Origin of the sequence: Paraburkholderia sp. HD33-4 (assembly GCF_021390635.1) — a bacterium.
Classification (GTDB): domain Bacteria; phylum Pseudomonadota; class Gammaproteobacteria; order Burkholderiales; family Burkholderiaceae; genus Paraburkholderia.
In genome coordinates, this window is record NZ_JAJEJS010000004.1 from 256060 (window position 1) to 281197 (window position 25138).

The 25138-nt window shown below is 58.8% G+C and carries 22 protein-coding genes and 1 pseudogene; 9 read left to right on the plus strand and 14 right to left on the minus strand.

Translation table 11 applies throughout. The features are described 5' to 3' along the window. Positions 1 to 35: 35 nt before the first annotated feature. From leuB to L0U84_RS43085, 4 genes are all read right to left on the minus strand, one after another. A complete protein-coding gene (leuB, locus tag L0U84_RS43070; protein WP_267940240.1) occupies positions 36 to 1064 on the minus strand; it encodes a 3-isopropylmalate dehydrogenase in 1029 nt (342 codons plus the stop codon). 53 nt (positions 1065 to 1117) lie between these two features. After that, positions 1118 to 3079 carry an aconitase family protein gene (locus tag L0U84_RS43075; RefSeq protein ID WP_233860238.1) on the minus strand — a complete coding sequence of 654 codons (1962 nt, stop codon included), beginning with the start codon at positions 3077 to 3079 and terminating at the stop codon, positions 1118 to 1120. Between the two features lie 93 nt (positions 3080 to 3172). Continuing rightward, the gene (locus L0U84_RS43080; protein ID WP_233860239.1) at positions 3173 to 4072 is read right to left on the minus strand and encodes a LysR substrate-binding domain-containing protein; all 900 of its coding nucleotides are present in this window, start codon (positions 4070 to 4072) and stop codon (positions 3173 to 3175) included. Positions 4073 to 4434: 362 nt separating this feature from the next. After that, positions 4435 to 5103, minus strand: a complete 669-nt coding sequence (locus L0U84_RS43085) for a DUF6880 family protein (RefSeq protein WP_233860240.1) — start codon at positions 5101 to 5103, stop codon at positions 4435 to 4437. A 270-nt stretch (positions 5104 to 5373) separates the two neighbouring features. Here L0U84_RS43085 and L0U84_RS43090 point away from each other — a divergent pair, with 270 nt between their 5' ends. Next, a complete protein-coding gene (locus L0U84_RS43090) occupies positions 5374 to 6105 on the plus strand; it encodes an IS6 family transposase (protein WP_442794140.1) in 732 nt (243 codons plus the stop codon). A 127-nt stretch (positions 6106 to 6232) separates the two neighbouring features. Here L0U84_RS43090 and L0U84_RS43095 read toward each other — a convergent pair whose 3' ends face one another. Further along, positions 6233 to 6721: a hypothetical protein gene (locus L0U84_RS43095; protein WP_233860242.1), complete on the minus strand. Its 489-nt coding sequence runs from the start codon at positions 6719 to 6721 to the stop codon at positions 6233 to 6235. A 189-nt stretch (positions 6722 to 6910) separates the two neighbouring features. Here L0U84_RS43095 and L0U84_RS43100 point away from each other — a divergent pair, with 189 nt between their 5' ends. Further along, on the plus strand, positions 6911 to 7171 hold the full coding sequence (locus L0U84_RS43100) for a hypothetical protein (RefSeq protein ID WP_233860243.1): 261 nt from the start codon (positions 6911 to 6913) through the stop codon (positions 7169 to 7171). On the opposite strand, the gene L0U84_RS43105 is transcribed toward L0U84_RS43100, so the two are convergent. Together L0U84_RS43105 and L0U84_RS43110 are read right to left on the minus strand one after the other, a co-directional pair. Next, positions 7168 to 7413 (minus strand): DUF3244 domain-containing protein, encoded by a 246-nt coding sequence (locus tag L0U84_RS43105; RefSeq protein ID WP_233860244.1) that lies wholly within the window; start codon positions 7411 to 7413, stop codon positions 7168 to 7170. The genes L0U84_RS43100 and L0U84_RS43105 overlap by 4 nt on opposite strands. Positions 7414 to 7936: 523 nt before the next feature. Further along, on the minus strand, positions 7937 to 8377 hold the full coding sequence (locus L0U84_RS43110; RefSeq protein ID WP_233860246.1) for a hypothetical protein: 441 nt from the start codon (positions 8375 to 8377) through the stop codon (positions 7937 to 7939). Between the two features lie 242 nt (positions 8378 to 8619). On the opposite strand from L0U84_RS43110, the gene L0U84_RS43115 reads away from it, so the two are divergent. Beyond that, positions 8620 to 9315, plus strand: coding sequence for a hypothetical protein (locus L0U84_RS43115; protein ID WP_233860248.1), 696 nt, complete (start codon positions 8620 to 8622; stop codon positions 9313 to 9315). A gap of 783 nt (positions 9316 to 10098) precedes the next feature. Here the strand turns inward: L0U84_RS43115 and L0U84_RS43120 are convergent. The 3 genes and pseudogenes from L0U84_RS43120 to L0U84_RS43130 all read right to left on the minus strand — a co-directional run. Further along, positions 10099 to 10188: pseudogene (locus L0U84_RS43120) on the minus strand (H-NS family nucleoid-associated regulatory protein); the annotation flags it as partial. Between the two features lie 398 nt (positions 10189 to 10586). Beyond that, the gene (locus tag L0U84_RS43125) at positions 10587 to 12704 is read right to left on the minus strand and encodes a hypothetical protein (RefSeq protein ID WP_233860250.1); all 2118 of its coding nucleotides are present in this window, start codon (positions 12702 to 12704) and stop codon (positions 10587 to 10589) included. Positions 12705 to 13061: 357 nt separating this feature from the next. Next, positions 13062 to 13796: an IS6 family transposase gene (locus L0U84_RS43130; protein WP_233860390.1), complete on the minus strand. Its 735-nt coding sequence runs from the start codon at positions 13794 to 13796 to the stop codon at positions 13062 to 13064. 280 nt (positions 13797 to 14076) lie between these two features. Here L0U84_RS43130 and L0U84_RS43135 point away from each other — a divergent pair, with 280 nt between their 5' ends. Then, the gene (locus L0U84_RS43135) at positions 14077 to 14358 is read left to right on the plus strand and encodes a hypothetical protein (protein WP_233860252.1); all 282 of its coding nucleotides are present in this window, start codon (positions 14077 to 14079) and stop codon (positions 14356 to 14358) included. A gap of 71 nt (positions 14359 to 14429) precedes the next feature. Here the strand turns inward: L0U84_RS43135 and L0U84_RS43140 are convergent, their stop codons facing one another. The 4 genes from L0U84_RS43140 to L0U84_RS43155 all read right to left on the minus strand — a co-directional run bounded on the left by L0U84_RS43140 (position 14430) and on the right by L0U84_RS43155 (position 17797). After that, positions 14430 to 14960: a TniQ family protein gene (locus L0U84_RS43140; protein ID WP_233860254.1), complete on the minus strand. Its 531-nt coding sequence runs from the start codon at positions 14958 to 14960 to the stop codon at positions 14430 to 14432. After that, positions 14938 to 15807: a TniB family NTP-binding protein gene (locus L0U84_RS43145; protein ID WP_233860255.1), complete on the minus strand. Its 870-nt coding sequence runs from the start codon at positions 15805 to 15807 to the stop codon at positions 14938 to 14940. The genes L0U84_RS43140 and L0U84_RS43145 overlap by 23 nt, the downstream gene beginning before the upstream one ends. 8 nt (positions 15808 to 15815) lie before the next feature. Further along, positions 15816 to 17438 (minus strand): Mu transposase C-terminal domain-containing protein, encoded by a 1623-nt coding sequence (locus tag L0U84_RS43150; RefSeq protein WP_233860256.1) that lies wholly within the window; start codon positions 17436 to 17438, stop codon positions 15816 to 15818. Positions 17439 to 17641: 203 nt separating this feature from the next. Then, a complete protein-coding gene (locus L0U84_RS43155; RefSeq protein ID WP_233860257.1) occupies positions 17642 to 17797 on the minus strand; it encodes a hypothetical protein in 156 nt (51 codons plus the stop codon). 854 nt (positions 17798 to 18651) lie between these two features. On the opposite strand from L0U84_RS43155, the gene L0U84_RS43160 reads away from it, so the two are divergent. The 5 genes from L0U84_RS43160 (at position 18652) to L0U84_RS43180 (ending at position 25108) form a co-directional block, all read left to right on the plus strand. Continuing rightward, positions 18652 to 18993: a hypothetical protein gene (locus tag L0U84_RS43160; RefSeq protein ID WP_233860409.1), complete on the plus strand. Its 342-nt coding sequence runs from the start codon at positions 18652 to 18654 to the stop codon at positions 18991 to 18993. Continuing rightward, entirely contained in the window at positions 18962 to 19057 is a 96-nt protein-coding gene (locus L0U84_RS43165) for a GMC oxidoreductase (protein WP_233860391.1), read from the plus strand. The genes L0U84_RS43160 and L0U84_RS43165 overlap by 32 nt, the downstream gene beginning before the upstream one ends. Before the next feature lie 289 nt (positions 19058 to 19346). Next, complete coding sequence (locus tag L0U84_RS43170; RefSeq protein WP_233860258.1) at positions 19347 to 20720, plus strand: toll/interleukin-1 receptor domain-containing protein; 1374 nt, start codon at positions 19347 to 19349, stop codon at positions 20718 to 20720. 1 nt (position 20721) lies between these two features. Then, entirely contained in the window at positions 20722 to 24243 is a 3522-nt protein-coding gene (locus tag L0U84_RS43175; RefSeq protein WP_233860259.1) for an nSTAND1 domain-containing NTPase, read from the plus strand. Between the two features lie 112 nt (positions 24244 to 24355). Next, a complete protein-coding gene (locus tag L0U84_RS43180) occupies positions 24356 to 25108 on the plus strand; it encodes a FecR domain-containing protein (protein ID WP_233860260.1) in 753 nt (250 codons plus the stop codon). Positions 25109 to 25138 lie beyond the last annotated feature (30 nt).

The window sequence follows — 25138 nt, forward strand, 5'->3', positions numbered from 1 at the left end:
TTTGAAATTAAGGACGGAACTGCCTGAAGAGGGGGTTAGTGTTCGCCGATTGCCCGGACGATCGCATCGCCCATTTGCTGGGTGCCGACCAGCGTGGTGCCCGGCCGATGGATGTCCGCCGTGCGCAAACCGCGCTCCAGTACTTTCTTAACCGCGACGTCCACGCGATCCGCCAGGTCCGGCCGACCGCCTGAGTGACGGAGCATCAGCGCCGCCGCGCGAATGCTCGCGATAGGATTGGCGATATCTCTTCCCGCAAGATCCCGCGCGCTGCCGTGACCGGGCTCATACATGTCAGGCCCTGCTTCTCCGAACATAGCCGACGCTGCGAGCGCGACCGATCCGGTCAACCCGGAAGCCGCATCCGATAGTAGGTCGCCAAACAGGTTCCCTGTTACGATCGTGTCAAATGACTTTGGCTGTGCAATCAGTTCCATGCCGGCAGTGTCGGCATACATATGCGTCACGGCCACGTCGGGATAGTCATTTGCCACTTCCATGACAATGCGCCGCCAGAGCTTAGATGTTTCCAGCACGTTGGCCTTGTCGACGCTGCACAGTCGCTTACTACGCCCGCGGGCGGACTCGAATGCGACGCGTGCCACCCGGCGCACTTCCCTTTCGCTGTAGCGCATTGTGTCGAAACCTTCCCGATCACCTTGCCATGCACCCTCGGCCGTGACGCGCTGGCCTCGCGGCGTCCCCATGTACACATCTCCGGAAAGCTCGCGAACGATCACAATGTCCAGATCCGATACGAGTTCCGGCTTCAGCGGCGAGAGTTCTGCCAGGGAAGGATCGATCTGCACTCGCCGCAAGTTTGCGTAAAGCCCTAGCTTTTTCCTTAATCCAAGAATGGCTTGTTCGGGGCGCAGCTCACGATCGAGGGTGTCGTAGCGTGGATCACCGACACAGCCGAATAGCACCGCGTTAGCATCGAACGCGGCTCGTACCGTCGCCTCGGGAAGCGGATCTCCGAACTGGTCATAGGCGCAGGCGCCGGCGGCCTTTGTGTCTGCGACGAAGGAAAAGTCGAAAGCACGTAATGCTTCGAGAACGCGCATTGACTGCGCTACGATTTCCGGGCCGATGCCGTCGCCGGGGATAACCGCGATCTTCACGCGAAGCGCTCCTTGAGTTCGTCGAACGAGACGATCTCGCCCGCGATGGCACTCGCCGCAACAGTTGGCGGACTCGCCAGCCAAACCTGGCCCGGCCCTGACCGGCCTGGAAAGTTGCGATTGATCGCGCTCACAGTGACCTGTGACGCCTCGGTTGAGGAACCCGGCCCGCAATTCGCGCAGGCTCCGCATGAAGGCTGCAGGACCTCGGCTCCTACGCGCTCAAACGTCTTCATGTAGCCGCGAGCTACGCAATAGTCGCGGACGCCAGTCGTTCCAAACTGGAGATAAAGCTTCACATTGGCCGGCACGCGCAGCCCGCGTTCAGCGGCCCACGCCAGCACGGCGTGATAGTGGTCAAAGTCCTCGCGCTTGCCCGCCGTGCAGGAGCCGCCATAGGCGACGTCGATCCTGGGCCGTTCCTTCAGCTCATCAAGCGCCACACCATTGCCGGGGTCACCCGGCGAGGCAACGATCGGCTTGATCGCCGCGCACTCGAGCACGATGGTATCGGCGTACTGCGCGCCTGCGTCGCTTTGCATCCAGGGTTCGAGCGCGAAATCGATGCCGCGCCGCTCCTTCAGGAACCGCACCGTCTCCTCATCCGGCGCGACGATCCCCGTGAAGCCGCCGAGTTCGGCTGTCATGTTCGTGAGCGTCGCGCGCTCGTCTGTCGTGAGTTGTGCAATGGCGGAACCCGTGAATTCGAACACCTTTCCAACGCCGGCGCCCGCGCGGATCTTTGGATTCGCAAGCAGACTAAGGACCAGGTCCTTGGCCGTCACGCCAGCACTTACCGGCCCACGCATCTCGATGCGCATCGACGGCGGGACCGTCATGCGCACGGCCCCGGTAACGAACGCGTTCGCCATGTCAGTCGTGCCGACGCCGAATGCGACGCACCCCAACGCCCCGCTATGCGGTGTGTGCGAATCAGTGCCGACTACCACCTGGCCCGGTAGCGCGTAAATCTCGGCCATCATCGCGTGGGAGATGCCTTCGGAGCCTTCGGCAGGCTTGCCGTCAATGCCGTCGAGATAGCCGTGATTGCGAACTCCATAGTCGTCCGCGAAACTCCTGTGCGCGGCCGACAGTTCGTGCACGTTGGGCAAAAGGCCGTTCCTGATGTGCAGTTCGCTGCGGTGCGAGTACGACAGGTGGTCCTCGAAAGCGAGAATGCTTTCAGGCTGAAACAGCTGAAGTGGCCGCCCGAACGTGGCATGCAGCATGTGCGCGGCCATGCCGGTGTAGTACTCGTGGATAAAGCGCCAATCGGCGCGCACGAACGCGCCGCTGCCTGCTTCGACGGATGCGTTGGTCTGCTCAGTACGAATGGCATGACGAGCAAGAATCTTTTCAGTCAGGGTTCGGGGGGTTACGCTGCCGCCGACGACGTCGGAATCCGAAACGTTGCGCATATGCGTTTCGCCATAGCGTAGCAAGCCGCCGCTGCGCAGGATGGCGGCGGCAAGCTCATCACGTGAGGCGACGAGCTCCTCGATGTCGATTGGCTCCCCCCGCTGGATGCGATCGATCAGACCGAAGTCGGTCGACGTGAACAGTCCGAGGTTATCCGCGTTCTGACGGTAGATGCGCTCAAAGCTCCTTGCGATCACGAGCCGAATCCCCGCGCGCAGCTCGGCAACCGGGCTATGCTCCCTCGATGAGCCTTTGCCGTAGCGATTTCCCGCAACGGTTACAGAAAATCCGCCCGACTTGACGCTGTCGATCCCTATCGGACATTCCGAACCCGCCCGCAGACCGAGATAGGGATAGCGCCCGAGGCGCTCGTCATATTGCGTGAGCACACTCATCGGCGTGATTTCGTCGGTCGAAACGTCGTCGCGAAGAGCGCCTGCGGTTTCGAACGTGAGATCTTCACCGTCGAGTTGTCTTTTGATGGATTGCGGGTCCGCGCTTAGGAAAAGAACCCTCTTCGCCAATGTCAGATGTGTCATGTCCCGCCTCCTTGCAAGCAATGTAGGTTGCAAAGAGGAGCGAGACGAAGTGCTACTTCGGCAGGAGGGGTATCGCAGCTCGCGACGTCCGGATTAACCCTCGGTCGTTCGGGAGACTAAAGCGTCAATGAGGGCCTGAACAGCCTTGAGGCGAGATGATTTGCGGAGCGCGAGAACGTGCAACTCGCGGTTTCCCCATGACTCGTTCAAAGGACGTCGTGCAAAGTTGCTAGTTCCTGCGAAGGCGGACGCGGCGCTGCTTGGGACAATGCCTATGCCCAGTCCCACCCCCACCATGCGGCACTGCGCGTCGAAACTGTTCACGGTGACGCTCACCTGGATACCTACGTGACTAGCAACGGCACGCTCCCGCAACGCCTGATCAAGCGCGCCGCCGGCCTGCAACGCGACAAGCGGATACTGTACGACGTCCTCAAACGTCAGAGTGTCTTTCGCCGACAACTCGTGCTCGGGTGGCAAAACCACCATTAGAGGGTCGTCGGCGAAGTGCCACGAGTCGACGCCGGCCGGCTTGGCGCGCAAAGCTGCGCATACCCCCACATCCGCCCGATCTTCGAGGCATGCCCGCAACACCTCATCGCTGATACGCTCGGTCAGCGCGATTTGGACCAGTGGATATTGCGCCTGAAAGCGCTTGAGTCTCTCAGGGAGGAAGCCGACGATGGCGGAAGCATTGGCGAATAAACGCACCGTACCTGATACCTGGCCGCTGAGCGACTGAACCTCGCGAGCAAGCGACTGGAGGTCTTCGTGCAGCCTCGTGGCACGGACAAACGCGTGATGACCCGCCTCCGTTAGCTCGACGCCAGATGGTGAACGGATCAACAATGGTAACCCAATTACCTCTTCCAAATCGGCGATTCGTCGGCTCAACGCCGACGGTGCGATATGTTCCAGCCTGGAGGCACGTGTAATAGAGCCTTCCCGAGCAACAGCAAGAAAGAGTTCAAGGCTATACGGATCGATTCTCATAAGTGCCCACGTCGTCCCAACAGATGCGCAATTTTACCTCTGGCCCTTGATCTGTCAGCAACCAACAGGAACGCCGAAAACTGTACCGCCGTCGCTGTTCCTGTCTGCCGCGTGCTCGCACTCCTATAGTCCAGCTCGTTCTCGTGGCAATTGCCCCCGGGCCCGACGGCACTAATTCCGACGTCTTCGTAACCTGTCCTTGACGAACGGCTCGTTCGTTGTGTGCAAAGGCCGATAAGCGGCGCACGAGCCGCTGTACGCGAATGAGGCTATCTTCGCCCAACCCCCGAAAACTGAAAATCCCTCAATCGCATACCAGGCAAGGCTCCGGGAATACGCACTAGCGCAAATCGCTACCCAAACTATGTTGCAGACAGCGAGTTGAGTTCCCGCAATGCACGCTGGAAATTTCGGCCGTGGTCGCTATTCGGTCCGGGCAGCTCCTCCAGCAATCGCTGCAGCAAGGCCTTCAGACCAGAGACGTATGCAGGTGCCCACGGCTGAGCCGACGCAATAGCCCGAATCAGGGCACGGTACTCTCCGTACTGATCGGAGATGATCGCCGCGACAACTTTCGTGGCGAATTCCACCGGCTCGACGTCTGCGTCGACGCTCACCTTGGCCAGATCGGAGCAGGCCTCGTCAAAAACGCAGCTGACTTCCCATCCCTCTTCGGTCGTGCGTTCAAATATTGTTCCGGCCAACGCGAAGAGCTGCCACATCAGATCTGGCGCAAGATGCGGCGCCACCCCGGAAACATTCGAGGCAATGGTGACCCGCATGGCGTCGAGCTCCGCGGCCAGTTCGCCGACTTGCTCCGCTTCGAGAAACGACGTTTGCGCGCCGAACGCGCTGATCCATTGACGAGCGGACGCGGCAAGGTTTTCGCCTTCTTGTGCGGACAGCTCAAATTGCAACCGACGCCCCACGCATGGGTTCGTCATAGCCGCTCCGGCAAGCAGTGTCGCCAGTCTTTCTGGTCCGAGAGCCGTCAAGGCTTTGGCATCGGTCGGATTCTCCTTGTTCGACATCGTCGCTCCTCCTGCAGAATGAAAACCGCTGAGGCCTCGGTTACGGTGGAATGTTGAACCTGTCGGCTGTGCTACGTTCTCCGAGGGCAACTCAAAGTCCGTCCTTAGCCAGCAAGCTCACGCTCAAGCAAACCGAAACCCTGACTCCCTCCTGCGCGGGTTCAAGAATATAAACTCACGACCGCCACGCACCGCCTCTCGATACTCACACGTGCCGAAATGGTTCTGTCGCGCTAACGCGGTGAAGTAGAATCGGTCGAACCGCAAAGCATGATGAGTACGATGTCAAAGACGAAGACGCCACGCAAGACGCTGCCCACCGGTATTGGCAAGGTACTGAAGCGACTGCACTATCCGCTGGATGTAATTCTGCTGTGCGTGCGCTGGTATGTGGCGTACTCGCTGAGCTTGCGCAACCTCGAGGAGATGATGGCCGAACGGGGAATCGAAGTGGATCATTCGAGCGTGCACCGCTGGGTCATCAAGCTGCTGCCGGTGTTTGAAAAGGCATTCCGCAATCGCAAACGGCCTGTCGGCAAGAGCTGGCGAGTCGATGAGACCTACGTCAAGGTCAAAGGCCAGTGGAAATACTTGTATCGTGCCGTCGATAAGGCGGGCAACACGGTGGATTTCCTGCTGCGCGCCCGGCGTGACAAGGCCGCTGCTCGCCGCCACTTCGAAAAGGCGATTGCTCAGAACGGCGAGCCTGAGACAATTACCGTGGACAAGAGCGGCGCGAATATGGCTGCGCTTGAGGCGCTCAATGCCGAGCGTTCAACGCCAATCAAGGTCCGGCAAAACAAATACCTGAACAACGTTGTCGAGCAGGACCACCGCTCCGTCAAACGCATCATCAAACCGATGATGGGGTTCAAGGATTTCCGGTGTGCGCGCATCATCCTGTCCGGCATCGAGCTCGCGCACATGATCCGCAAGGGACAGATGTGTGACGATGGCGTTGCATCGACTGCTGCCGAGCAATTCTATTCTCTCGCGATGTAAGCAGTCCTCTTCAACACGGGTACTAGCTCACCCTATCCCCCTTAACGCGACACAACCCTTCGAAGTCTTTTGCTCTTCTTGGGGCGTCCCATGTCGGTTTCTCGATACAAACCAAGCGGTCGTAGTGCTAGTTCCAGACAGTAGCAGGACCGCAAACCTGCGCAACTGGCATCGTTGCTGTATTCACACAGTAACTTACGCCTTTTTTGGTTTCAGATGACACCCAGAAACCATCGCCCCACGCGAATTTCATCGTAGCTCCTGGCGGCAAGGGGTTGCCGGCGTCTTCCGGCTGACCAGCGGCGGGTTCGATATCTACCTTCCCGTCGGAACTCAGCGGGATATTCATGCGGGTGCAGAAAACTTTATCTACGCGCGCTCGAGCAAATGTTGCTCCAACATTCCCTTTTGAGTAGGCGACGCAGTGATACGCTTCCAGCGAAGATGTTTCGTAGTAGTAGGCATCCGCACGGCAGAAAAGAGTGCCTGCATAACAGTTTGCCTCCTTCACCTTCAAAACCCATTGTTGAGTCTGGGCATGTACCGGAGCTGCTGTCGCTAACAGTGCAAGCGCAAGAAAGCCAATGGCGGGTGAGCCAGAAAATGGAAGTTTCATTGCCGTGTCCACTCTTCCTTTTCACGCAACGAGAGCGGAGCCTGTCGTCTGCAGGCTCCATCAGAGCTTGTCCGCTACTGCGCGCACGATCGCTTAGTCGCATCCTTCGTTGGAAGAACGACAATCGGTGCAATTGCCGTTTGCATCTTGGTAACAGACCGTTCGAGTTCCATTGTTGCAAGGCCCGTTATGGCAAAGGTCTCCTTCATCCATTGGCTGAAAGTGTTCCGTGTCGGGGTGAGCGTGCATGGCCGCGATCTCCTCAGGGGTGGCCTTTCGCCAGCCGCGGTGATCAGCCTCAGCAGCAGTTCTTGGGATATCCATGACGTACCTCCTCCTCTTGTTACCACACTGGAAACGTATTCGGCGCTCATTTTTAACCGTGCTGTTACAACGCAAGGCAAACTCGATTTGAACAGTCGAAGAAGGGCGCGCAATCCGCAACGCTAGAACACGTTTACGTTGTCGCCATCTTTGACAAATGGTTTCCCGTAGAACGCACCGCCATTCACCGAGATTGAAAGCGTGGCTTCACCGGAGGCATTGCCTGTCGCCGGTATCGGGTCGCTACAGGTGTCTTGCGCGACCGCGCCGTTAAATATGACTGCACCGTTATTGTTCGAATCCTTGACGACGATAGTCGTGTCACCGATGGCGTTTGGCGTGCAAACTCTGAAACTTACATTACCCATGATTGCTCCCTATGCAGTTCGTAGCCGGCATTCTGATACTGGCGCAGACGTTTATTAACGGGGTCTCGTGCCAGCGATCAGAGATAAGCAGCGATTTGACCTCCGAATCGCGAAAACGGAATCAGCCGGGTCCGCACGTCAGGTTCCCGTGATCATTCCAGATTGCAACATTGCCGTTACTGTCCTGGCACGAGCAAATATCGATTGAGGTGGGTTGACTCTGTCCGACATTGAAGGGCGGGGCTACTGCGCCAGTGCCGCAATTCTGGCACGAGAGTACCCCTCCGTTTACCTTGCAATTGAAGCATGATTTCTGGAAGCTTCCGGGAGGCAGGTTGGTACTCTGGTATGGACATATTTGAGCGCTGGCGCTCTCAAGAAAGCTGGAAAATGACGATAGGACCAGTATCGCCCCAGCTGCTACTGCGCGTCGCATGATCGATCTCCAAAAAGGAAACTGGTTATTACCATCCGTTACAATCGACAGTGCCGCCCTGCAAGCTTAGAAAGCGGCCATTACGTTTCACTTTCGGCGCGAGATACGGCGAGATAACGGCGGATAAATCAAGGTGCGTCGCAGCAGTCGATAATCAGAAAAGGAAATAATTACGTTGGCAGAAAACCAAGCAAATTGACTTTGTCCTTGATGCGATGCATGGGTGTCTGAAAAAGTAAAAATGACCGTGCCGATTTCGATCCCTTGAATGGGCCTCCGCACAAAAGGTAAAAGTGATGAGAAACTAGACTTGCAAAAAATCCGGTCGAGCCAAGTGGCGACCGGATGGAGGCGGGGCTCCAGAAATGCAGTTCCCGGCCGCGCGATGGCGAATACGTGGAGTGGTCGCTGGCAGACGAGGTGACGCATGAGGCGGAACCGGAAAAATAAGCCAAAGGTCGCAGGTCCGATTGGGACACGTGCGAAGAAGGCTGCGGAACACAAACGCGAGAAACGATTGGATGCCATTTTTGCTGCCGGTGTTGGGGCCGTCGGTTACGTTACCGGTCATGCAGCCTTCGAGGTGTTACAGCCGGTCATAGCGCATGCGGCCCGAGCCCTTGGCTTCCTGCCCGGCCAGCCGTCGCAGAGGCCGCGGGTCCTGCCCAACGATCCCGACGAAAAAGACGAGTAAAACGCACGACCGTTCGAAAGGTGATAAATTAGTTATGTCAAATTGGAAGCGTTGGATACGGCGAATCTGTTCGGTCGTGACTGACCGCTACGATCCTGCGCAGTTGCTTTTGAGCATCCTCGTGGTGACGTTCGCCGTGCGCATTGTGTTTCCGTCGTTTGACTTCCCTGACGCCCCGTATAGTGCTTCGTATCCACTAATCTCGATGGCGATCGCCGTCGGGTTCTACGTGTTGTCAATCGCGAGCATGGGTTTTCTCTTATGGGCAGGCTACTTCGCGCGTAGAAGGCGCTACTGGGATCGTGGAACGGTCATCGCGTTCTTTATTGTCTTGCCACTTGTGATAGCACCATGGTTACTGGCAGGGACGTCTCTGGCATTGCGTACCCTGGCATGGCTTCAAACGCCTAGCACTGCTAGTGCGTTAAAAGTCCCATCTGTCGTTGCAGCAACGGCACTCTGCACGCTTCTTCTTTTTGTTTTTAGGTTGAAGTTCAGGATGGTGTACGGCGTTACTGAAACGTTATTCGCGCTCATTGTTTCGTATCGACTCGCATTAGCCACAGACGCGCAAATTCCCTTGGAGGACCCCGCGTTCTTTTTTGGCTTCCTTTCAGCCAGTGTGTATGTCGGTGTGCGGGGCCTGGACAACGTCCATCAGGGGCGTGTGAAAGAGCCGATCGATGCGTTATGGGCATGGTTGCGGCGAAGCACCTTAGAACCTCAAAACGCCGAGCGCAGGGATGTGCGGTCCGCTCACACCGGCGATTAGGAACCTGTCGCGCATGTTGCCCTTGATCCTTCGGTGCTGCCGTTGGGGGCGGCTTAGATGGGCCGTAAGCACGTGGTAATATGAAGTATCTCAGCGGACGTGATAACTCTATGTACAAAGGGACCCGGCATACACGCGCTACCTGGAGTTACAAAAGCACTCCAGGCATCTCGCGCTTCGAACTGCAGATGCTTGTCGACCGGTGCAAGGAAACCTTCGTGCGCTTGCAGTTGCTTCGGCCCGAGGACTTTGAGCGCCCCATTGGCAATGGACGTATCAGCCGGTCCCGCGAGTTGCTTGTGGGGTTGGGCATTCCGCAAACCGTCATTGCAGGTGTGCCGCTGTATGTGCTTGCAGCTCCCCTTTTTGGTGGATTGATGTCCAGGATGAGCCGGCGTCCCGTGACCGAGTTGCCTGCCGAACTGCATGCGCTTCACGCGCATCTTCGTACCAGGACATTTGAAGCGCCCAAACACGGTCCGAGCGCTGTCGCCAAAACCCTTTACCATGTCGCGAAAGACGGTACGCGTACGGCGTTCGAGCGAAAACCCTCAAATCAAAACGCATTGTCGGCGGCTCGGACGAGCTCTCAGTCAGCAGCTCGCCCAGCGGTCAATGCACAAAGGGCAGGGAGCCCCACACCGCCTAGAATGGCGCGCACTGGAACCCCTCGCGTGCTGGTCGCACCGGATACAGCTCTATCGCTGGCAATAAGGAAAGCGCTGGGCCCAAAGGACGATAACTCCGAGAAGTAGCGGCTGGTTTCAAGGATGTGTGGTCCGTTCACACGGCGATGAGGAAACGCTCTCGCTTCTTGCCCTTGATCCAGAATGGCTCACGGCCGCGGCCGCTCCACGTGACGCCCGTCTTGGGGTAATCGTCCTTTTCGTGCAAAATCTGGCGGTTTGTTTCTAAAAACCGTTGCCGATCAACGATTTGCGCGTCCTTATATTCCGCGAAAACCGGGGAGTCGCCGAGCCTTGCTGCAAGCGGCTCTGTAGGCGTCCACCGCCGGATTTTGCACGAAAAGGACGATTACCCCATCATCCTGTCCGGCGTCGAGATCATGCACATGATCCGAAAGGGGGCAAATGCGTCTCGATGGCGTCGCTGAAAATGTCTCCGATCAATTCTATCCTATTGCGATGTAAGCAGTCCTGCTCATTGTGGGAGTTTGCTCATCCCATTCCGTTATCGCGACACAACCCTTTCCTGTGTCGTGTCGGTGATGGAGTGCGCGAACAGCTACCCGTGTCGGCATCCTTCTCGAGTTATCCCCAGTGAAGCTTTACGCCCGGCGTTAAGATAGGGGGCGGAGGTGGGGGCAGTGGGACTTTGCCCGGAGGCTTCGGTACTGCTACGTTCACACCGCCGTTAGCCGCTTTTTCTGCTGCTAGTTCTGCCTTGACGGCCACGGCTATGGGCGTTCTCGGATCTAGCAATGCAATGTTACCACGCGCAAACTTAACGATCTCGCTGTTTGGCCCAATCTGCACGGGTCCAAGCAAGACGTCGATCGTTGTATCATCGTTGCACGTGCTCGAAGGCTTTTGACTCTTCAGCAATTCGGAGACTTTCTTCTTATGCGCAGCCGCCTCTTCCTTGACCGCCTGTCGAGCATCGTCAAGTGCATCCTTTGTTAGCTGTGTGTTGATCGGCTGACTGTCGAAAGTGACACTCATGGCATATCCGGACTGATCTTGCGTCACGGACATGGGTATGGCCCGCAGTTTTAAAGCAGCCACGGGGGGAATGACGGTCCAGGGATTCTTCTTGAGCGACTCGCTGATGGCCACCGCGTCTGCTCCCTGTCGCGGATCACGAGCAGGCATTGCGAAGAAAATCGGACCGTCGTCGAGAAGCGCGATGGGCGCGATCTGAAATACGCCGAGCGGCATTGTCATCTTGATTCCAACCTTTGGCACAGAGATCCACCCTTGGTCGATCTTGAACTGTCCGTTGCTGCCCACCTCCGCCGTCACTGGGTTGCATGTGACCGTGGTTTTGAGTGCCGCCACTTTCACATCGGCCGACGCGGCGATCGCAGGCGTCGTTGTGGCGGCCAGCGTGCTCGAGGCGCTTCCGTTGATGTCTACCGAAGGGCGCGCGCTGGGCAGGCCCTGGAGCTTCGGGACAAAACTCACTTGGATGAGTGCATTCACTTGCGCAGTGACCGGCAACGAAAACGTCATGGTTGAAGCGTTCCATTGCAGCTGGGGCGAACCGAACGTGATGATCACGTGCGCGTCCTGGGTGTTGGGGAGGTCTGCGTAGACGTTGCCACTCCCGAGCAGGGAGGGATCAACCCATGTCTCTTCCGCGAGATGCCCAGAGGAACCTGTAGCCTGAATCGTCACCTGCCGCTGGGGTTCCGGGAGGCTCCCGATCCGCTGAATCATGTCGTCGAAGACGCCGCTCGCGAGCCAGACCGTCGCTTCATCCGTTTTTCCGGTAAAGGCCGCGGTCTGCTTGTCGACCTCGCCCTTCAACGTCGACACTAGCGATTGAAGCTCCGCGGTCGATTGTGTCGGCGGCGTGCCGGGAGGAACAAGTTGCTCACCATTTGTCGTCAACCGCGCGAGCAGTGAAATCCCTTCAGGACGAAAGACCGGGGCGGAGAAGGAGAGGTGCTGGTCAAGCGGGGTCTCAGGCATCGTTATGCGATACGCGACCGTGGCGTTCGTTTGTTTATTAACGACCTGCGTTCCGGGCTCGTCAATTGCCAACGGGAGCTGATATTCGTCCCTGATCGGCACCGGGATTTCGATAAATTGCGGGTCTGCGAAAGCGACGGCGAGTTGTGGGGCGAGCTTTCCCCAGAAACCGCTCAGGCCCGCGTGAAGAAAGCCGAAGCTCACCTGAGGTTCGATCTCCAGCGGCTCGATCCGGAAATATGCGGCAACAGCGGGATTTGCCGCATCGGGTTGACGCACGCCCTGAAATGAGACGTTCGCCAGCAGTCTAAGGTCGAGTTTCAGGTCACCCTTCTCTGCACGAAGCATAACCTCCGCTTCAGCATAGCCCAGCGCCGGTTTCAGCTTCAGGGACTCGACGGTGACCGTTGTATCCTTCAGGTCGTTATCGCCGACATTCTGCAACTTGTAGCCGACGACCCGATTGAGGATGGCGTTGAGTTGTGCGGAACCGATGAAGACACCGGCGGACCAGTCGCCGGGTTTGACCCGGTCACCAATCGCGCGTTGCGTGGCGTCCAGCGCCTGCCACTGTGCCGCCAACTCCCGCTTCAGGATAAGCGCTGAAAAATCAGCGTTGCCAAATGCGCATAACGCGAATACCGCGGCAATTGCGCCGAGGCGAGGCACCCACCCGCCGACCGCGGACACCAACCTTAAAACCATTCTCATTGAGGTGACCAGGATCGACGGCATTGTTGACTCCCTAGAGTGCAGGCACAACAACTGGGGGAGACTTCCGCTTCTTGTTGAAACAACCGGCCGCGAGTCAGGACCTCGTACAACAGGCCATCGGGATATTCAAAAAAAAACGCTATGGTCTTTTTCGAGTTGACCAGCCATCCTGTCAGCGTGTTCTTTCAATGAAGTAAGCTTCCTAACTAGCTTATGCTCATTGTTTTAGGAATATTAAAGCGATTCGTCAAGCGAGTGCCCGATGTAAGTTACGCGTCTGTTTAGACAGGAAATATGTAGCATTAGCTTTTTCTCGCCAAGGCGGCGCTGTCACGTTAAAGCGTTTGCGACGCAATAGCGGAGAGGACGCGCATTCGCTCAGAAAGCGGACGGATCTCGGGTGATCTCAGTGAAGCGATGCCAGGCGTCGAAGCGTGCGGCGAGTTGTTTGCGATGGAGCGAGACGCGCAGTAGATGTCGCTTGAGCGCGAAGTGCTGTCGGATCGGACCGAGGCTCGAAAGGAAAGCCTGCGTGCGCTCAGGATCGCGGAAACCACGCATGCGTCGCTCGCGTTCGCGCGTCGGTTGATGACTGTTTTCGGCCCTGTTGTTCAGCCGCGCACTGGCTTTGACGAATACGTGCCTGACGTGGGCGAGCTCGGGAATCTCGGCTTTCGCCGCCGCATAGCTGCGCAGTTGGTCGGTCACGATCTTGCGCGATGCTTCAGCACTCGAGGCAAGCACCCGCTTGAAAAATCGTTTGGCTGCAGCCTTATCACGGCGCTTCTGTAACAGGATATCGAGCTCGGCGCCATGCTGATCGACGGCGCGCCACAACAGGTAAGGCTCGCCGCGCAACGTTACAAATACTTCGTCAAGGTGCCAGGTCGTGCCGGGCTTGCGACGAGCCGCCTTGACACGGTGCGCGAAGCACGCGCCGAATTTAGTGCACCAACGTCGGACCGTTTCGTAACTGACGACAACCCCGCGCTCGAACAACAGTTCTTCGATATCACGCAGGCTGAGTTGAAACCTGAAATACCAGCGCACCGCGCAGCTGATGACCGCCGCCGGAAAGCGATGACCGTGGTAGAGCGATTTTGCATTCTTCATCACGCGATCTTACCCGCCCATCTCAGCAACGTGACAGTGCCTGCGCTAGACCTCAGAGACCAGACAATTTTGAGTAAGCGGTGAGGACGTAAGGCGGCATATACTTGTTTACGCCAATATCGTTTCGGGCACGACGCACACCGGGCAACGGCAACGCCTTTGCATATCGAGTTCCGCTGATCCACGCACCATGGCCAAGATTAGACGCGCCCTTGTTCTGCCGGCCATTGCAGCCTCCGCCCTCGGTCTATCCAACGTCTCAATTGGAGGCCCGAGGTCTATGCCAGAAGGCGAGCTGATATACCTGGTCGGCAAGATCACTGTCGGCCAGGACAAATACGCCTCCGGTCACTACACGCAAATCGATTTATTGAATACGGAGATCTCCCCGTGCACGGGCAAGCCCGTACGGCAGATGTTGCTCTGGAACATGAACGTCGGAGACCCCATGATCCTCGCCAAGTACGTCGACCAGGTAGTCGTCGTAGGGGGCACCATTAACTGCCCTGTCGCCGGCATCCAGTTCTCACCGGACCCGCAGCGCGTTGTCCCTGTCTATTAAGACGCAGTTGTTGCAGCTCACATTTTCCGCTAATGGTGTTCACAGATGCACTAATGTGCCCACTAATTCGGCTAGCGCGCCTTGAGGGGATAACGATACCTGCAGTCGTCGCGATAACGATTTATCGCTCGAAGAGCGGTAGCGAAGTTGGCCGCATTGCGTAAAGCAGATGCCGGAATCGTCTCGAGCAAAGTGTGATGTGCCTGGCAATAGTCCGCTGTTGGATCAAGCCATTCCCTCTTCCAGCTCGGCGCGGACACGTCGGCATCGTTGAGTACTAGGCAGCGGAAACAGTATGGGAGGCGTTGACGGTTCGTCATCCAACCAACCGGCGTCTGGATGGATTTCAAGCGGCCATCTTTTAGACGAGCCAGCGTCGAGAGTCGTTCAAGAGTTGGCTCAGCGAGTGTCGGGAACAATATCCACCCCGCTGTGCCGAGCGTCGGCAGCGCGTTCGGAATGCTGCTTTCCCAGAGCATTCTGACGCTGATCTGGTATCGAGCCGCCACGCGGCCCAGCCAGCTACCAAACGCCTCTTCAAAAAACGGTCTCGGCGCGACCGGCCATGGAACCACAGCCTCAGACAGTGTCTCGCGCGACATGCTCGAGATGTGACAGTCCGATGAACTCATCGCCGCTACGAATCGAAAATTCTGCCGCATCGTTCAGAAGCGTCGATATCTCCCCCGTCAATCCACCGCTCGCGCTCAGCACAAACTGAACGATTTCGCGTCGCGTGAGATCAGATGGCTTGCGCAGCGGCAGTACACGCTCGAACGCCGCCAGAAGACGCCGGAGACCATCGCTTTCCCTCCAGCGGGGAATTTCAAACGGTCGGTAGCGACTATACATCTGAGTATCGCTCTGGAGGGCGAGCACAGCGTCGCGAGTCCCGACGAGCACCATACTGATCTGTAGGTCATTCGCTAGATATTTGAGCAGATTCAGGGAAGCACGTTGCTCACGGTAGGTGCCCGCGAGCAGGTGATGTACCTCATCGACAATCAGCATCCTAGGCGCCATCCGCCGCAGAATGTCACGAGCCAGTCGCTCCAGCGAAGCAAGACCAGCCGCGGCGTTGTGGGGAGCGCCGAGTTCGAACAGCAGGCCGGAATAAAACCTGTGCTGATCAGGTGTCGGAGGCATTTGCATGGTGACGACCGAACATCGCTCGACACCGCTTCGCTCATCGAATTCGCTGGGATGCGCGCGTTTGAACTTTGCGGTGATCTTCGTTTTGCCGATGTTTGAGTCGCCGTGGATGAGCAGGCATGGCATGCGGTCGCGCCGCGGTGTCTCGTAAAGGCGTTCAAGGAGCTGCAGCGCTTCGGTGGCACGAGGGTAGTCGATCCATCGGTCACGAAGAAGGCTACGTATTCGTTCCTCGGTCCCCAACCGTGCCTGTTCTCTCGCGGTTGGGAGTAAATGTGACAACACGTCCTGCCTCATGTTGCACCTCACCATTGCTCGACGTCATATGCCTTCACCGGGGCGTCATAGTCGACGTGCTCGCTCTCGCGTTCTGAACTCTGCCGTCGGAGAGACAGATCGTTGAATGCCTCTATAGTCGGTATGCGTCGTGGCCGTATACGTCGACGTCCCTTTGTCTCGCGTGCCGCATTGGCGATCAATCGCCGCTGCTCTTCTACTGTGCGAAAAATCTGGCTTTCCGAGATCGAACGCTGGCCCTCGGCCCGGATCGCCTTCAACGCACTTCGGTGTTCGAAAAGGGAGATAGACGGGCGCCGCAAGTCAGCATACCGGACTTCCATATAGTCTTTACCTGCGGCGCTCACAAACACGCGCGACAGGTCTTCCGGGTGGTAGCGTACGGTCACCGAACGTCGTGTTTCTCGCCACGCGGCGAACAACGGATGCCAATAACGTATCCGGAAGATCGTGAGTCCGTCCGCCTGAATCGTCCTTGAAGCGACTGGTAGGAACCAGATCAGGAAACGCAGCTCCGCGTCGACTGCCGCTGGCAACTGCCGCGCAGCAGTCGAATACGAGAGCCTTCGCCAGGTGTCCGCTGGGGTCGCACCCAGTAGTCCCCGATGAGGATTCTGGTGGTATCGCCTCCCGATCTCGATCGCAAGCCATCGCTCAAAATCGTTAAGCGTTAGCGCAGCGCTCTTTTCTGCCTGCCGCGCCTTGCGCCCTTTCGTGGAAGAGCCAGTCGCACCGGGTAACCCACGAACGCGTTCCATCATTGTCCTGTTAAAACGTTCGATGTGTCCGCCGAAATGTGGCCGACCAACCGGACGGTACATCAGATCGATACCGTATTCCCGGCAGCCGCTGCGAAGCGCCCGACTCTTGAATTCTGCAGCGTTGTCGAGATGCAAAACGCGCGGTGTGCCGCGCATTGGCCACTCTGCGTCTGCCCCGACCTTTGCGAGCCAAGGGGCCTTGGAGAGCACAACTCGCGTGAGAAGCAGCCCAACCGTAGCCGCTCCCGGTCTTTCCATACCAAGGTAAAAGCCGAGCACACACCTCGTCGCGACGTCTAACGCAACTGAAAGCCATGGTCGACCGATCACCCTCCCGTCCAACTCGCTGACCAGCAGAATGTCCGCCTGTGTATGGTCAATCTGAACGATGTCCAACGGATGCTGTGCCGTGAATGTTCCTGGCGCGACCTGTGCTTCAGGAAGTGCAGCACGTCGCAGAGCATCCTGTTCGCGATGTTCCGACCATCGACGGGCGACAGTTGACCGACTCGGAGGCGCCAATCCCGCCGCGACGCATCGACGTCGTATCTCAAGCACCAGATCCGTCGCAGGATGGGCTAATTGCTGCTGAGCCGGCAACCAGTCCTGCACGACCTTCTCAATGACATCGTTGACAGCCAAATCCAAACGGCGACTGCCCACTTTTGGACCACGGTGTCGGGGATTGAGTGAACTTGCGACAGGGTCGGAGAGGAACTTCCGCCGCAGCCGATAGACGGTAGTCCAGTGCACGCAAAGCAAATGTCCGGCGCGCTTCGCCTGAGCAAGTGTTAGCGGCCCGTTCCCGAGCGGCCGCAGGACCGCTGCCAGCTTCGCGACACGACTCTTCGTTTCGTTGGAGAAAGCCATGTTGCCCTCGCGCCACTCTCGCCGCATTAGCAGCATTTAAGGACACCCAAGGCGCACTAGCAAAATTAGCGGGCAACTGAATGCAAACTGTTGCGTTCGGGCAACATCAGAAAAGAATTGGTCAATCTTGCTGCGCCCCTTTACTGACGCGGCTTTCAAGCAAAAAAGTCATTAGCAATATCTGTGACCACGGCTAGCAGAAACTAAGAACCCCAACAGTTGGTGCCGCCCATCATTTCTTCACTCAACTTCACCTCGACCGAACCGGGAGACGCCAGAGCCAAGCTTGACCATTTCAAACTTCGCGCAATGTTGACGAACTCCGACGTGTGACTCAGGAATATCTTGACGGTGCTCATTCAAGTCTCCTTTTGGCGCGCTCATGAATTGCATACGCACCTTTACGATGCAGTAGAGACGATTGGAGATCAGAGAAATTGAATCGGCGCGCTCTCTTGGTAAACAGTGCTGATAACCGAACCTGCAGTCCGTTCAGCCTGCTAAAGCCCGGCCGGGTGCCCGGGCCAGGATGGCCTTCCGAGACAATTACGATCTAGTTATGAGCTTAATTTATTGTGATTTGCAAGCCAGATTGAAATGTCGGGGGCGCCGGCGATGTAGCCAGGGGCTTTTGCGCGACTCAACTTTGACTTGCACCCGCATGCCTCCTTTGTAGTGGAGCTGAAGCTACAAGGCGTGACGACGCATGCGAAGTAGTCAGGCGGGGGACGTTCCATTTGACGCCACGCAGCCCCCTACCTTCAGCGAGCGACCCGGATCTTTTTCATTGCATGTTCCTCTTTCTGAAAATGTGTCGATTTCAAAGACAATCCGGATCAATCGTTTTCATGATGAGACTGTCGAGCTCGACCGGACATTCATTCGCATCTGGGCTCATTGCAACCAGTTTCCCGGCCATTCTGCTTGACGCATTCAAATAAAGAGTGCCACGATTCAGCCAGCGTTGTTCATTGACATTTGTGCACAGTGCACCTTCGTATCACCCAGAAGGAGTTGCCCATGTCCCACGAAGAGGTTGTCGCGTTTCGCGCCGGCGACGGTCACGCATGCAACCTGATTCACGTCGCGGGCTCCAGGCAGGCTCCAAAGGGACCTGTCCTGCAGGTGCCAACGGTCAGTCGCTGTTCGTTGAAGACGGCGGGGTGCCCGCGCATGACCTCGTGCGGCGCCGGCTCAGCACACGCCGCGCGGGATGCTGCATGCTTTCTGGCGCAGCTTCGCGCGCCATTTCGATTCCGATGATCCCGTCAACAACATGATGCCGTGGTTCGGCCAGGCGCTCGATCCGGGCGATGGGCGGATGCGCCTCGGTCGCTGCTGGTATGCGCCCTGGCGCCGTGAGTTGCGACTCGACTGGTCGTACACTCGATCACAGGTGGTGATCGATGCGATGATCGATGCTCACAAGCGCCTGTCGGCCCACGGACGGCCGCCCTGTCATCCCGCCAACATGGAGCGAGTTGCACAAGCTGATCACCCCTCACCCATTAGGCGGCTGCAATATGGGCGACACAGCGGCGGATGGTGTCGTTGACGCGAACGGAAAAGTATTCGGGTACGAAGATCTGTACGTGATGGATGGTGCCGTTGTCCCGTGAGCGCTCGGACTGGATCCGTCGCGCGCGATTGCTGCGCTGGCAGAACGCAACGTCGCGTTGTTGCTCGACAAGACCTGATCGGCACGTTAAGAGGATAGTCACCTGGCGTGGCACCCGAGGAACGCGCGAAAGACGGCTTTTCAATTGACTCGGGGATTGAACCTGATCGTTCTATTGGGCGTTCGCTCGACAAGCAATATGCTTTGCTGCATGATTGGATTCGAGCACGACCCCGTGTCAGAGGCCCGGTGCACGCCGGCGCGCCACTGAGTTGCAGATGGGACACGCAATGAACGAAGATCCTGAGCGCCAATGGGAAACGCTCCTCGATTCCATCGAGGATGGCCGCGTCATCCCGGTGATTGGCCCGGAACTCGTGCTACTTCCCGACGACCTCACGCTCGTACCAATTGACCAGTGGATTTCTAAAAGATTGCTGAAGAGGCTGAACCTGTCTGAATGCGATCTTCCAAAGCGGCTTACGTACAATGACGTCGTGTCGAAATACATGAGCTGCGGCGGCGACCGGCAGGAAATCTACGCTGACATCTACGCGATCCTCAAACCGGGCATCGCGCTCGCCGACGATCACGCACTGCGTGATCTCGCGTCCATCGAGGCATTCAAGCTGTTCGTACTGCTGACCTGCGATTCCGCGCTTGCGCAAGCGATCGATGACACAAGGCCTCAGCAACGCGCCAAAAGAATCGCCTATGCGCCGAACAACATCAGCGACCTGCCAGTGCCGTTCGAGGATCTGACGGAGCCGGTCGTATTTCACCTGCTGGGCAAGGCATGCTGCGCGCCCGAATTCGTGACCTGCGAAGAAGATCTGCTCGAATTTCTGCATGCGCTGCAGGACCGGCAGCGTCAACCCGAACATTTATTCGATGCGCTGCGCGAGCACTATTTGCTGATTCTCGGCTGCGGCCTCAACGACTGGGTGACGCGCTTCTTCCTGCGTGCGTCGCGCAGCGCGGGGCTCTCGCAATCGCGCCGGTTTTGCGAAACGCTCGTCGGCGAACAGGCCGATGAAGCCGCCGGCCTGCTGCTCTTTCTCGAGAACTTCAGCCACAAGACACGCGTAGTCAAGACGAGTTCTTACACGTTCGTGAAAGAGCTGGCGCGCCGCTGGCGCCTTCGGCATCACGACGACACCCCGTCGCCTCGCCCCGTTGCCCCCGCGCGTGTCGTGAAGATGGTTGCGCGTGGCGCGATCTTCATCAGCTATGCGAGCGAGAACCGCGACGCGGCGAAGCTGCTCGCCAATGCACTGAGCATGCACCACCTCGATGTGTGGTTCGACCGCGAAGCGCTGAAGCCGGGCGACGACTTCGACGAAGAAATCCGCCGCAACGTCGAGCGATGTTCCTTGTTCGTGCCTGTCGTGTCGCGCGAAGCGCTCAGCGAATCGAATCGCCGCCGCTACTTCTGGAGAGAATGGAACAGCGCAACCCGAATCGCGGATGGCATCGCCGCGAGCGAACCGTTCATCATGCCTGTCGTGATCGATGGCACTCGCGTGGCCAGCGCCGACGCGCTACCCGCCTGTTTCAGACGCGCTCAGGCGATCGACGCGCCCGGTGGAAAGATCGACGCGGCATCGATAAGCCGGTTCGCGACGCTCGTGCGGGAATTCCATCGGCGTCAACCGGCGCATTGACATGGACGACTTCGCGCGTGACCCGCTGACGCCGGAGAATCCCTGGCCGGGACTCGCATCATTCAGCGAAAGCGAGCGCCGGTTCTTCTTCGGCCGGGACCGGGAGGCGCAGACTCTGCTGCGCCTCGTGCGACGCGAGACGCTGACGGTTCTGCACGGGCGCTCGGGACTCGGCAAGACCTCGCTGCTCAATGCGGGTCTGTTTCCTCTCCTGCGCGACGAGGCCTGGCTGCCAGTCTATATCCGCCTCGACCATGCACCGGACGCGGCTCCCCTTGTACGACAGGTGTTCGATTCCCTGCTGGCGGCATGTGAACGCGCCGCTACGCGATGTCCGCCGTCCGCGCCGGACGAAACTCTGTGGTCTTATTTCCAGCGCCGCGACGTCGAGTTCTGGAACGATCGCACTCAGCTAGTCACGCCGGTAATGGTATTCGACCAGTTCGAGGAGATCTTTACGGTAGAGCGCGACGACGAAGCGGCGCGCGCTCGCGCTGCCCATTTCTTCATCGCGCTCTCGGAATTGGTCGAGAACCGCCCGTCAGAAGCCGTCCGCTCGCTGCTGGAACGCGATCCGGCAGCAGCGGGCCGTTTCGAGTTCACGCACGCTCGCGCGAAAGTCATATTGAGCCTCCGTAAGGACTTTCTGGCGGAATTGGAGAGCCGCAGAAAACTCATGCCGTCGTTGATGTACAACCGGCTGCAGCTCACCGCCATGAGCGGCGACCAGGCGTATTCGGTCATCACACGCGCGGGCGGCGGGCTGGTCGACGATGATATCGCCCGGCGCATCATTCAGCTCGCCTGGAAGAACGAACCGGCTCCTCCGGCTGAACGATCGAACTTCGAGTCCATGGAGATCGACCCGTCCCTGCTGAGCGTGGTCTGCAGTGAACTCAACCGCAAGCGGATCGAGCGGGGGCTACCGTCTATCGACATCGGACTGCTGGAAGGCGCGGATCGCGAGATTCTGTCGAGCTTCTATCGTCGCAGCATGGAGGGGTGTCCGGACGACCTGCAAAAGTTCGTCGAAGAGGAACTGATTACCTCGCGCGGCGACCGTGACAGCCGCGATTATCTCGAAGCGCTCACGCGCGGCGACCATATGCGCGACGGGCTAGAATTGCTCGTCAAACGTCGCCTGTTGCGTATCGACGAGCGGCGCGGCATGCGCCGGCTGGAGCTGGCCCACGACGTGCTCACCAGTGTGGTCAAGGAGAGCCGCGATATTCGGCGCGCTCGCGAGGCGATGCTCGAAGCGCGGCGCAGACGCATCCGCAACGCGCTACGCGCATTCGGCGCGACCGCGCTGTGTGTGGCCGTGATCGCAGTGCTGATGGTCACGTCGGAGCGGTACCGCCAAGGCGTTCGGCACGACACGCTGATGGCTCTCGCCGACAGCGTCGAAAAGAGCTACTACGATCGCGCACTGCTGCTGCATCTTGAAGCAACTCGGAGCATGCACGACGAGGGAGACGACGCGCGTCTCATGCAGCGGATCCTGGCAAATCCCGACCTGATCACCTTTCTGCGCGGACATAAAGCGACCGTATTTGGCGTCGCCTACAGCGACGACTCAAAGCTGCTCGTTTCCAGCAGCTACGATTACACCGCCGCGATCTGGGACGCAGCCACGCACAGGCTGCTGCGCGTCGTCACACCCGCGGCCACCGAACTCTACGGCGCGGCGTTCCGGCCGAAAACGCATGAATTCGTCACCGCGAACGGTGACGCGAAAACCGTCACGTTATGGGATGCCGACACGGGTATGAAGATCCGGGATTTCGGTGGCTTCAGCGAGAAAGTCGTGAGCGTTGCGTTCAACCGCGACGGCACGATGCTCGCCGCCTGCGATACCGCGGGCAACGTCCTCGTGTGGCCCTTGGCTGGCCATGCGGAAGCCACCGCTTATCAAGGCGCGCAGCGGGTGACGAATCTCGCCTTCAGTGGCGACGGCAAGCTGCTCGCCGTCAGCACGACGCAGGGCATCGTCGTCTGGCGGGTCGCGAGGCCCGACCGGCCTCTCGCTGTGTTGAGCGAGAAACGGAGCTACGGGTTCTATAGCGTCGCCTTCAGCCCGGACGACCGCACTCTCGCGATGGGAGAAAAGAGCGGATACATCGACATGTTCGACATGGGCTGCATGAGCGGCAGCGCCGCGCAGACTGTTTTCGTCGACTTGCATACTGTCATGTGCGGCGGCGCAAGCCCGCGCAAGCCCTTGCAAGGCCACACGGAGGCGGTCATGAGTCTCGCCTTCAGCCCGGACGGACAGCAGCTCGTTTCATCGAGCGAAGACAAGACCGTCATGATGTGGGACGTCGCAACGAGCAACCCCGTCGTCACGCTGAGTGGCCACACCGACAAGGTCTTCGGCGTCGCCTGGCGCGCGGACGGAGCCCAGATCGCCTCTGCCAGCTTGGACCAGACGGTGATTCTTTGGCATCCCGACGCAAGTGGAGTCGTCACCAGGTTGCCGGTCGACGACCGCGTGGTCATGGCGCTCACCTATAGCCCGGACGGCAAATGGCTCGCCGCCGCGAGCGGCTCCGATCAGGTCGTGATATGGGACCGGCAAAGCATGCACCGCGTCGCGCTGTCTGCGCACAAGGGCGTCGTGACGAGTATCGCTTTCAGTCCCGACAGCAGGTGGTTCGCGTCGGGCGGATGGGATCGCACAGTGAAGTTATGGCGCGCGGACGCCGACCCACTGTCGGCACCGTTACGTGTCTTCCAGCAGCCGGGCCGCGTCACGAGCGTCATCTTCTCGCCCGACGGTTCGCTGCTGGCCGTGGCCGCCGGGACGGAAACCACGCTGACGAATTGGCGCACGGGCGAAGTCGTCGCGAGGTATCCCAAACAGGGCAACAACCAGGAGGAACTCGTGCTTGCGTTTAGCGCTGACGGCAACACGCTCATCAGCGGAAGGGCGGACGGCAAGATTCTGCTACATGACTTGCGTGCCGCACCTGGCACTGCACCGCGCGAACTGTTCAAGTGCCACGATGCCGTGAGCGGTCTCGCTCTGAGCCATGACGGAAAGAGGCTTGCGGCGTCGGACTGGGATGGCGTCGTCTATGCGTGGAATACGGCGAGCTTCGACAAGCCCATAGTCATGGAAGAACATCAAAAGTCGGCAACGGGCGTCGCGTTCGGCGCAACATCCGACGATCTTGCATCGGTCGGATGGGATCGCAACGTGATCCTGCGCGACATGAGGGAAATTCGTTCGCCCCTGACGATCGGAGGCGCGAGCGCGCGTCTGGAGGCTGTCGCCGTCAGCCCGGACGGCAAACAGCTCGCGGCGGCCGGCTTCGACGGCTCGGTGAGTCTTTGGGATATCGACCCCGCAGGGCTGCACGAACGGACCTGCGCGATCGTCAATCGAAATTTGCGTTCCGCCGAATGGCCAATCTCCGCCGGCGGCCGACCGTCCTTTCACTGCGTGTGCGAAGGTGTTCCCTGTGAGCAAGCACCGGCAAGCGAAGCACGCACCGCGTCGCGCGAAGCCGTGAGTGAATGAAGAAAGGCATGGATAGTCGAACCAAACTGACATACCTTGAAGTATCCGCGGCGCGAACGTGAAGTCTTCTGCCGTGACAAGCCCGCAACCGGACGCATCGACGGAGCCCCCCATGCCACGCTTTGGTCAAGCAGAAGATCCGCGCCGCCGCCTCGTGATTAGCGCCCTCATCGGCAGTACGCTCACGGCTTGGGGGGCGGCGGGCCAGGCCTATGCGATGAGCCTGTTCGGCGGGGTACCGCACAAGTTGCCGCCGGGCCAGTCGGTGTTCAGCATCGACGGAACATGCACGATCAACGGCGAGGCCGCGACGATGAAATCACGTATCGTTCCGGGCGACACGATCGTCACAGGGCCGGGCAGCCAATTCATCTTCGTCGTCGGCGACACGGCCATGCTCATGCGCGACAACACGCAGTTGCTGCTCGACAAGTCGACCGACGTCGACGCGCCTTCCACGCCCGTGTCGCTCAATCTTGCGATGGGCAAGGTGCTGTCCGTCTTCGCGCCGGGGCGGCCGGTCCGCATCGATACGCTGACCGCGCTCATCGGCGTTCGCGGCACCGGACTCTATCTCGAGACCGATCCGGAGCAGACCTACTTTTGCACCTGCTTCGGCACCACCGATGTCGTCGCGAAGGACGATCCGCAAAGCAGGACGACCGTGGTGTCCACCCATCACGACCGGCCGCTGTTCATCAGTGCGGGCAAGAAATCGGCCGGCAACAGCATCCGTAATGCGCCATTCGTCAATCACACCGATCAGGAACTGGCCGTGATCGAGACGATTGCGGGACGCGTGCTGCCGCCGTCGTTCCCGAGATTCGACACGTTGTATGAGCGCGACCAGAGCCGTTATCGATGAGGCGCGTCGGCGCATCGCGCCGACTGACGC

Bases quoted from the DNA above. Each gene is read 5' to 3' on its own strand.
- leuB (WP_267940240.1), bottom strand. From the start codon at position 1,064: ATGCGCGTTCTCGAAGCATTACGTGCTTTCGACTTTTCCTTCGTCGCA.
- L0U84_RS43075 (WP_233860238.1), bottom strand. From the start codon at position 3,079: ATGACACATCTGACATTGGCGAAGAGGGTTCTTTTCCTAAGCGCGGAC.
- L0U84_RS43080 (WP_233860239.1), bottom strand. From the start codon at position 4,072: ATGAGAATCGATCCGTATAGCCTTGAACTCTTTCTTGCTGTTGCTCGG.
- L0U84_RS43085 (WP_233860240.1), bottom strand. From the start codon at position 5,103: ATGTCGAACAAGGAGAATCCGACCGATGCCAAAGCCTTGACGGCTCTC.
- L0U84_RS43090 (WP_442794140.1), top strand. From the start codon at position 5,374: ATGATGAGTACGATGTCAAAGACGAAGACGCCACGCAAGACGCTGCCC.
- L0U84_RS43095 (WP_233860242.1), bottom strand. From the start codon at position 6,721: ATGAAACTTCCATTTTCTGGCTCACCCGCCATTGGCTTTCTTGCGCTT.
- L0U84_RS43100 (WP_233860243.1), top strand. From the start codon at position 6,911: ATGGCAAAGGTCTCCTTCATCCATTGGCTGAAAGTGTTCCGTGTCGGG.
- L0U84_RS43105 (WP_233860244.1), bottom strand. From the start codon at position 7,413: ATGGGTAATGTAAGTTTCAGAGTTTGCACGCCAAACGCCATCGGTGAC.
- L0U84_RS43110 (WP_233860246.1), bottom strand. From the start codon at position 8,377: ATGGCATCCAATCGTTTCTCGCGTTTGTGTTCCGCAGCCTTCTTCGCA.
- L0U84_RS43125 (WP_233860250.1), bottom strand. From the start codon at position 12,704: ATGCCGTCGATCCTGGTCACCTCAATGAGAATGGTTTTAAGGTTGGTG.
- L0U84_RS43130 (WP_233860390.1), bottom strand. From the start codon at position 13,796: ATGAAGAATGCAAAATCGCTCTACCACGGTCATCGCTTTCCGGCGGCG.
- L0U84_RS43135 (WP_233860252.1), top strand. From the start codon at position 14,077: ATGCCAGAAGGCGAGCTGATATACCTGGTCGGCAAGATCACTGTCGGC.
- L0U84_RS43140 (WP_233860254.1), bottom strand. From the start codon at position 14,960: ATGTCGCGCGAGACACTGTCTGAGGCTGTGGTTCCATGGCCGGTCGCG.
- L0U84_RS43145 (WP_233860255.1), bottom strand. From the start codon at position 15,807: ATGAGGCAGGACGTGTTGTCACATTTACTCCCAACCGCGAGAGAACAG.
- L0U84_RS43150 (WP_233860256.1), bottom strand. From the start codon at position 17,438: ATGGCTTTCTCCAACGAAACGAAGAGTCGTGTCGCGAAGCTGGCAGCG.
- L0U84_RS43155 (WP_233860257.1), bottom strand. From the start codon at position 17,797: ATGAGCACCGTCAAGATATTCCTGAGTCACACGTCGGAGTTCGTCAAC.
- L0U84_RS43160 (WP_233860409.1), top strand. From the start codon at position 18,652: ATGCTGCATGCTTTCTGGCGCAGCTTCGCGCGCCATTTCGATTCCGAT.
- L0U84_RS43165 (WP_233860391.1), top strand. From the start codon at position 18,962: ATGGGCGACACAGCGGCGGATGGTGTCGTTGACGCGAACGGAAAAGTA.
- L0U84_RS43170 (WP_233860258.1), top strand. From the start codon at position 19,347: ATGAACGAAGATCCTGAGCGCCAATGGGAAACGCTCCTCGATTCCATC.
- L0U84_RS43175 (WP_233860259.1), top strand. From the start codon at position 20,722: ATGGACGACTTCGCGCGTGACCCGCTGACGCCGGAGAATCCCTGGCCG.
- L0U84_RS43180 (WP_233860260.1), top strand. From the start codon at position 24,356: ATGCCACGCTTTGGTCAAGCAGAAGATCCGCGCCGCCGCCTCGTGATT.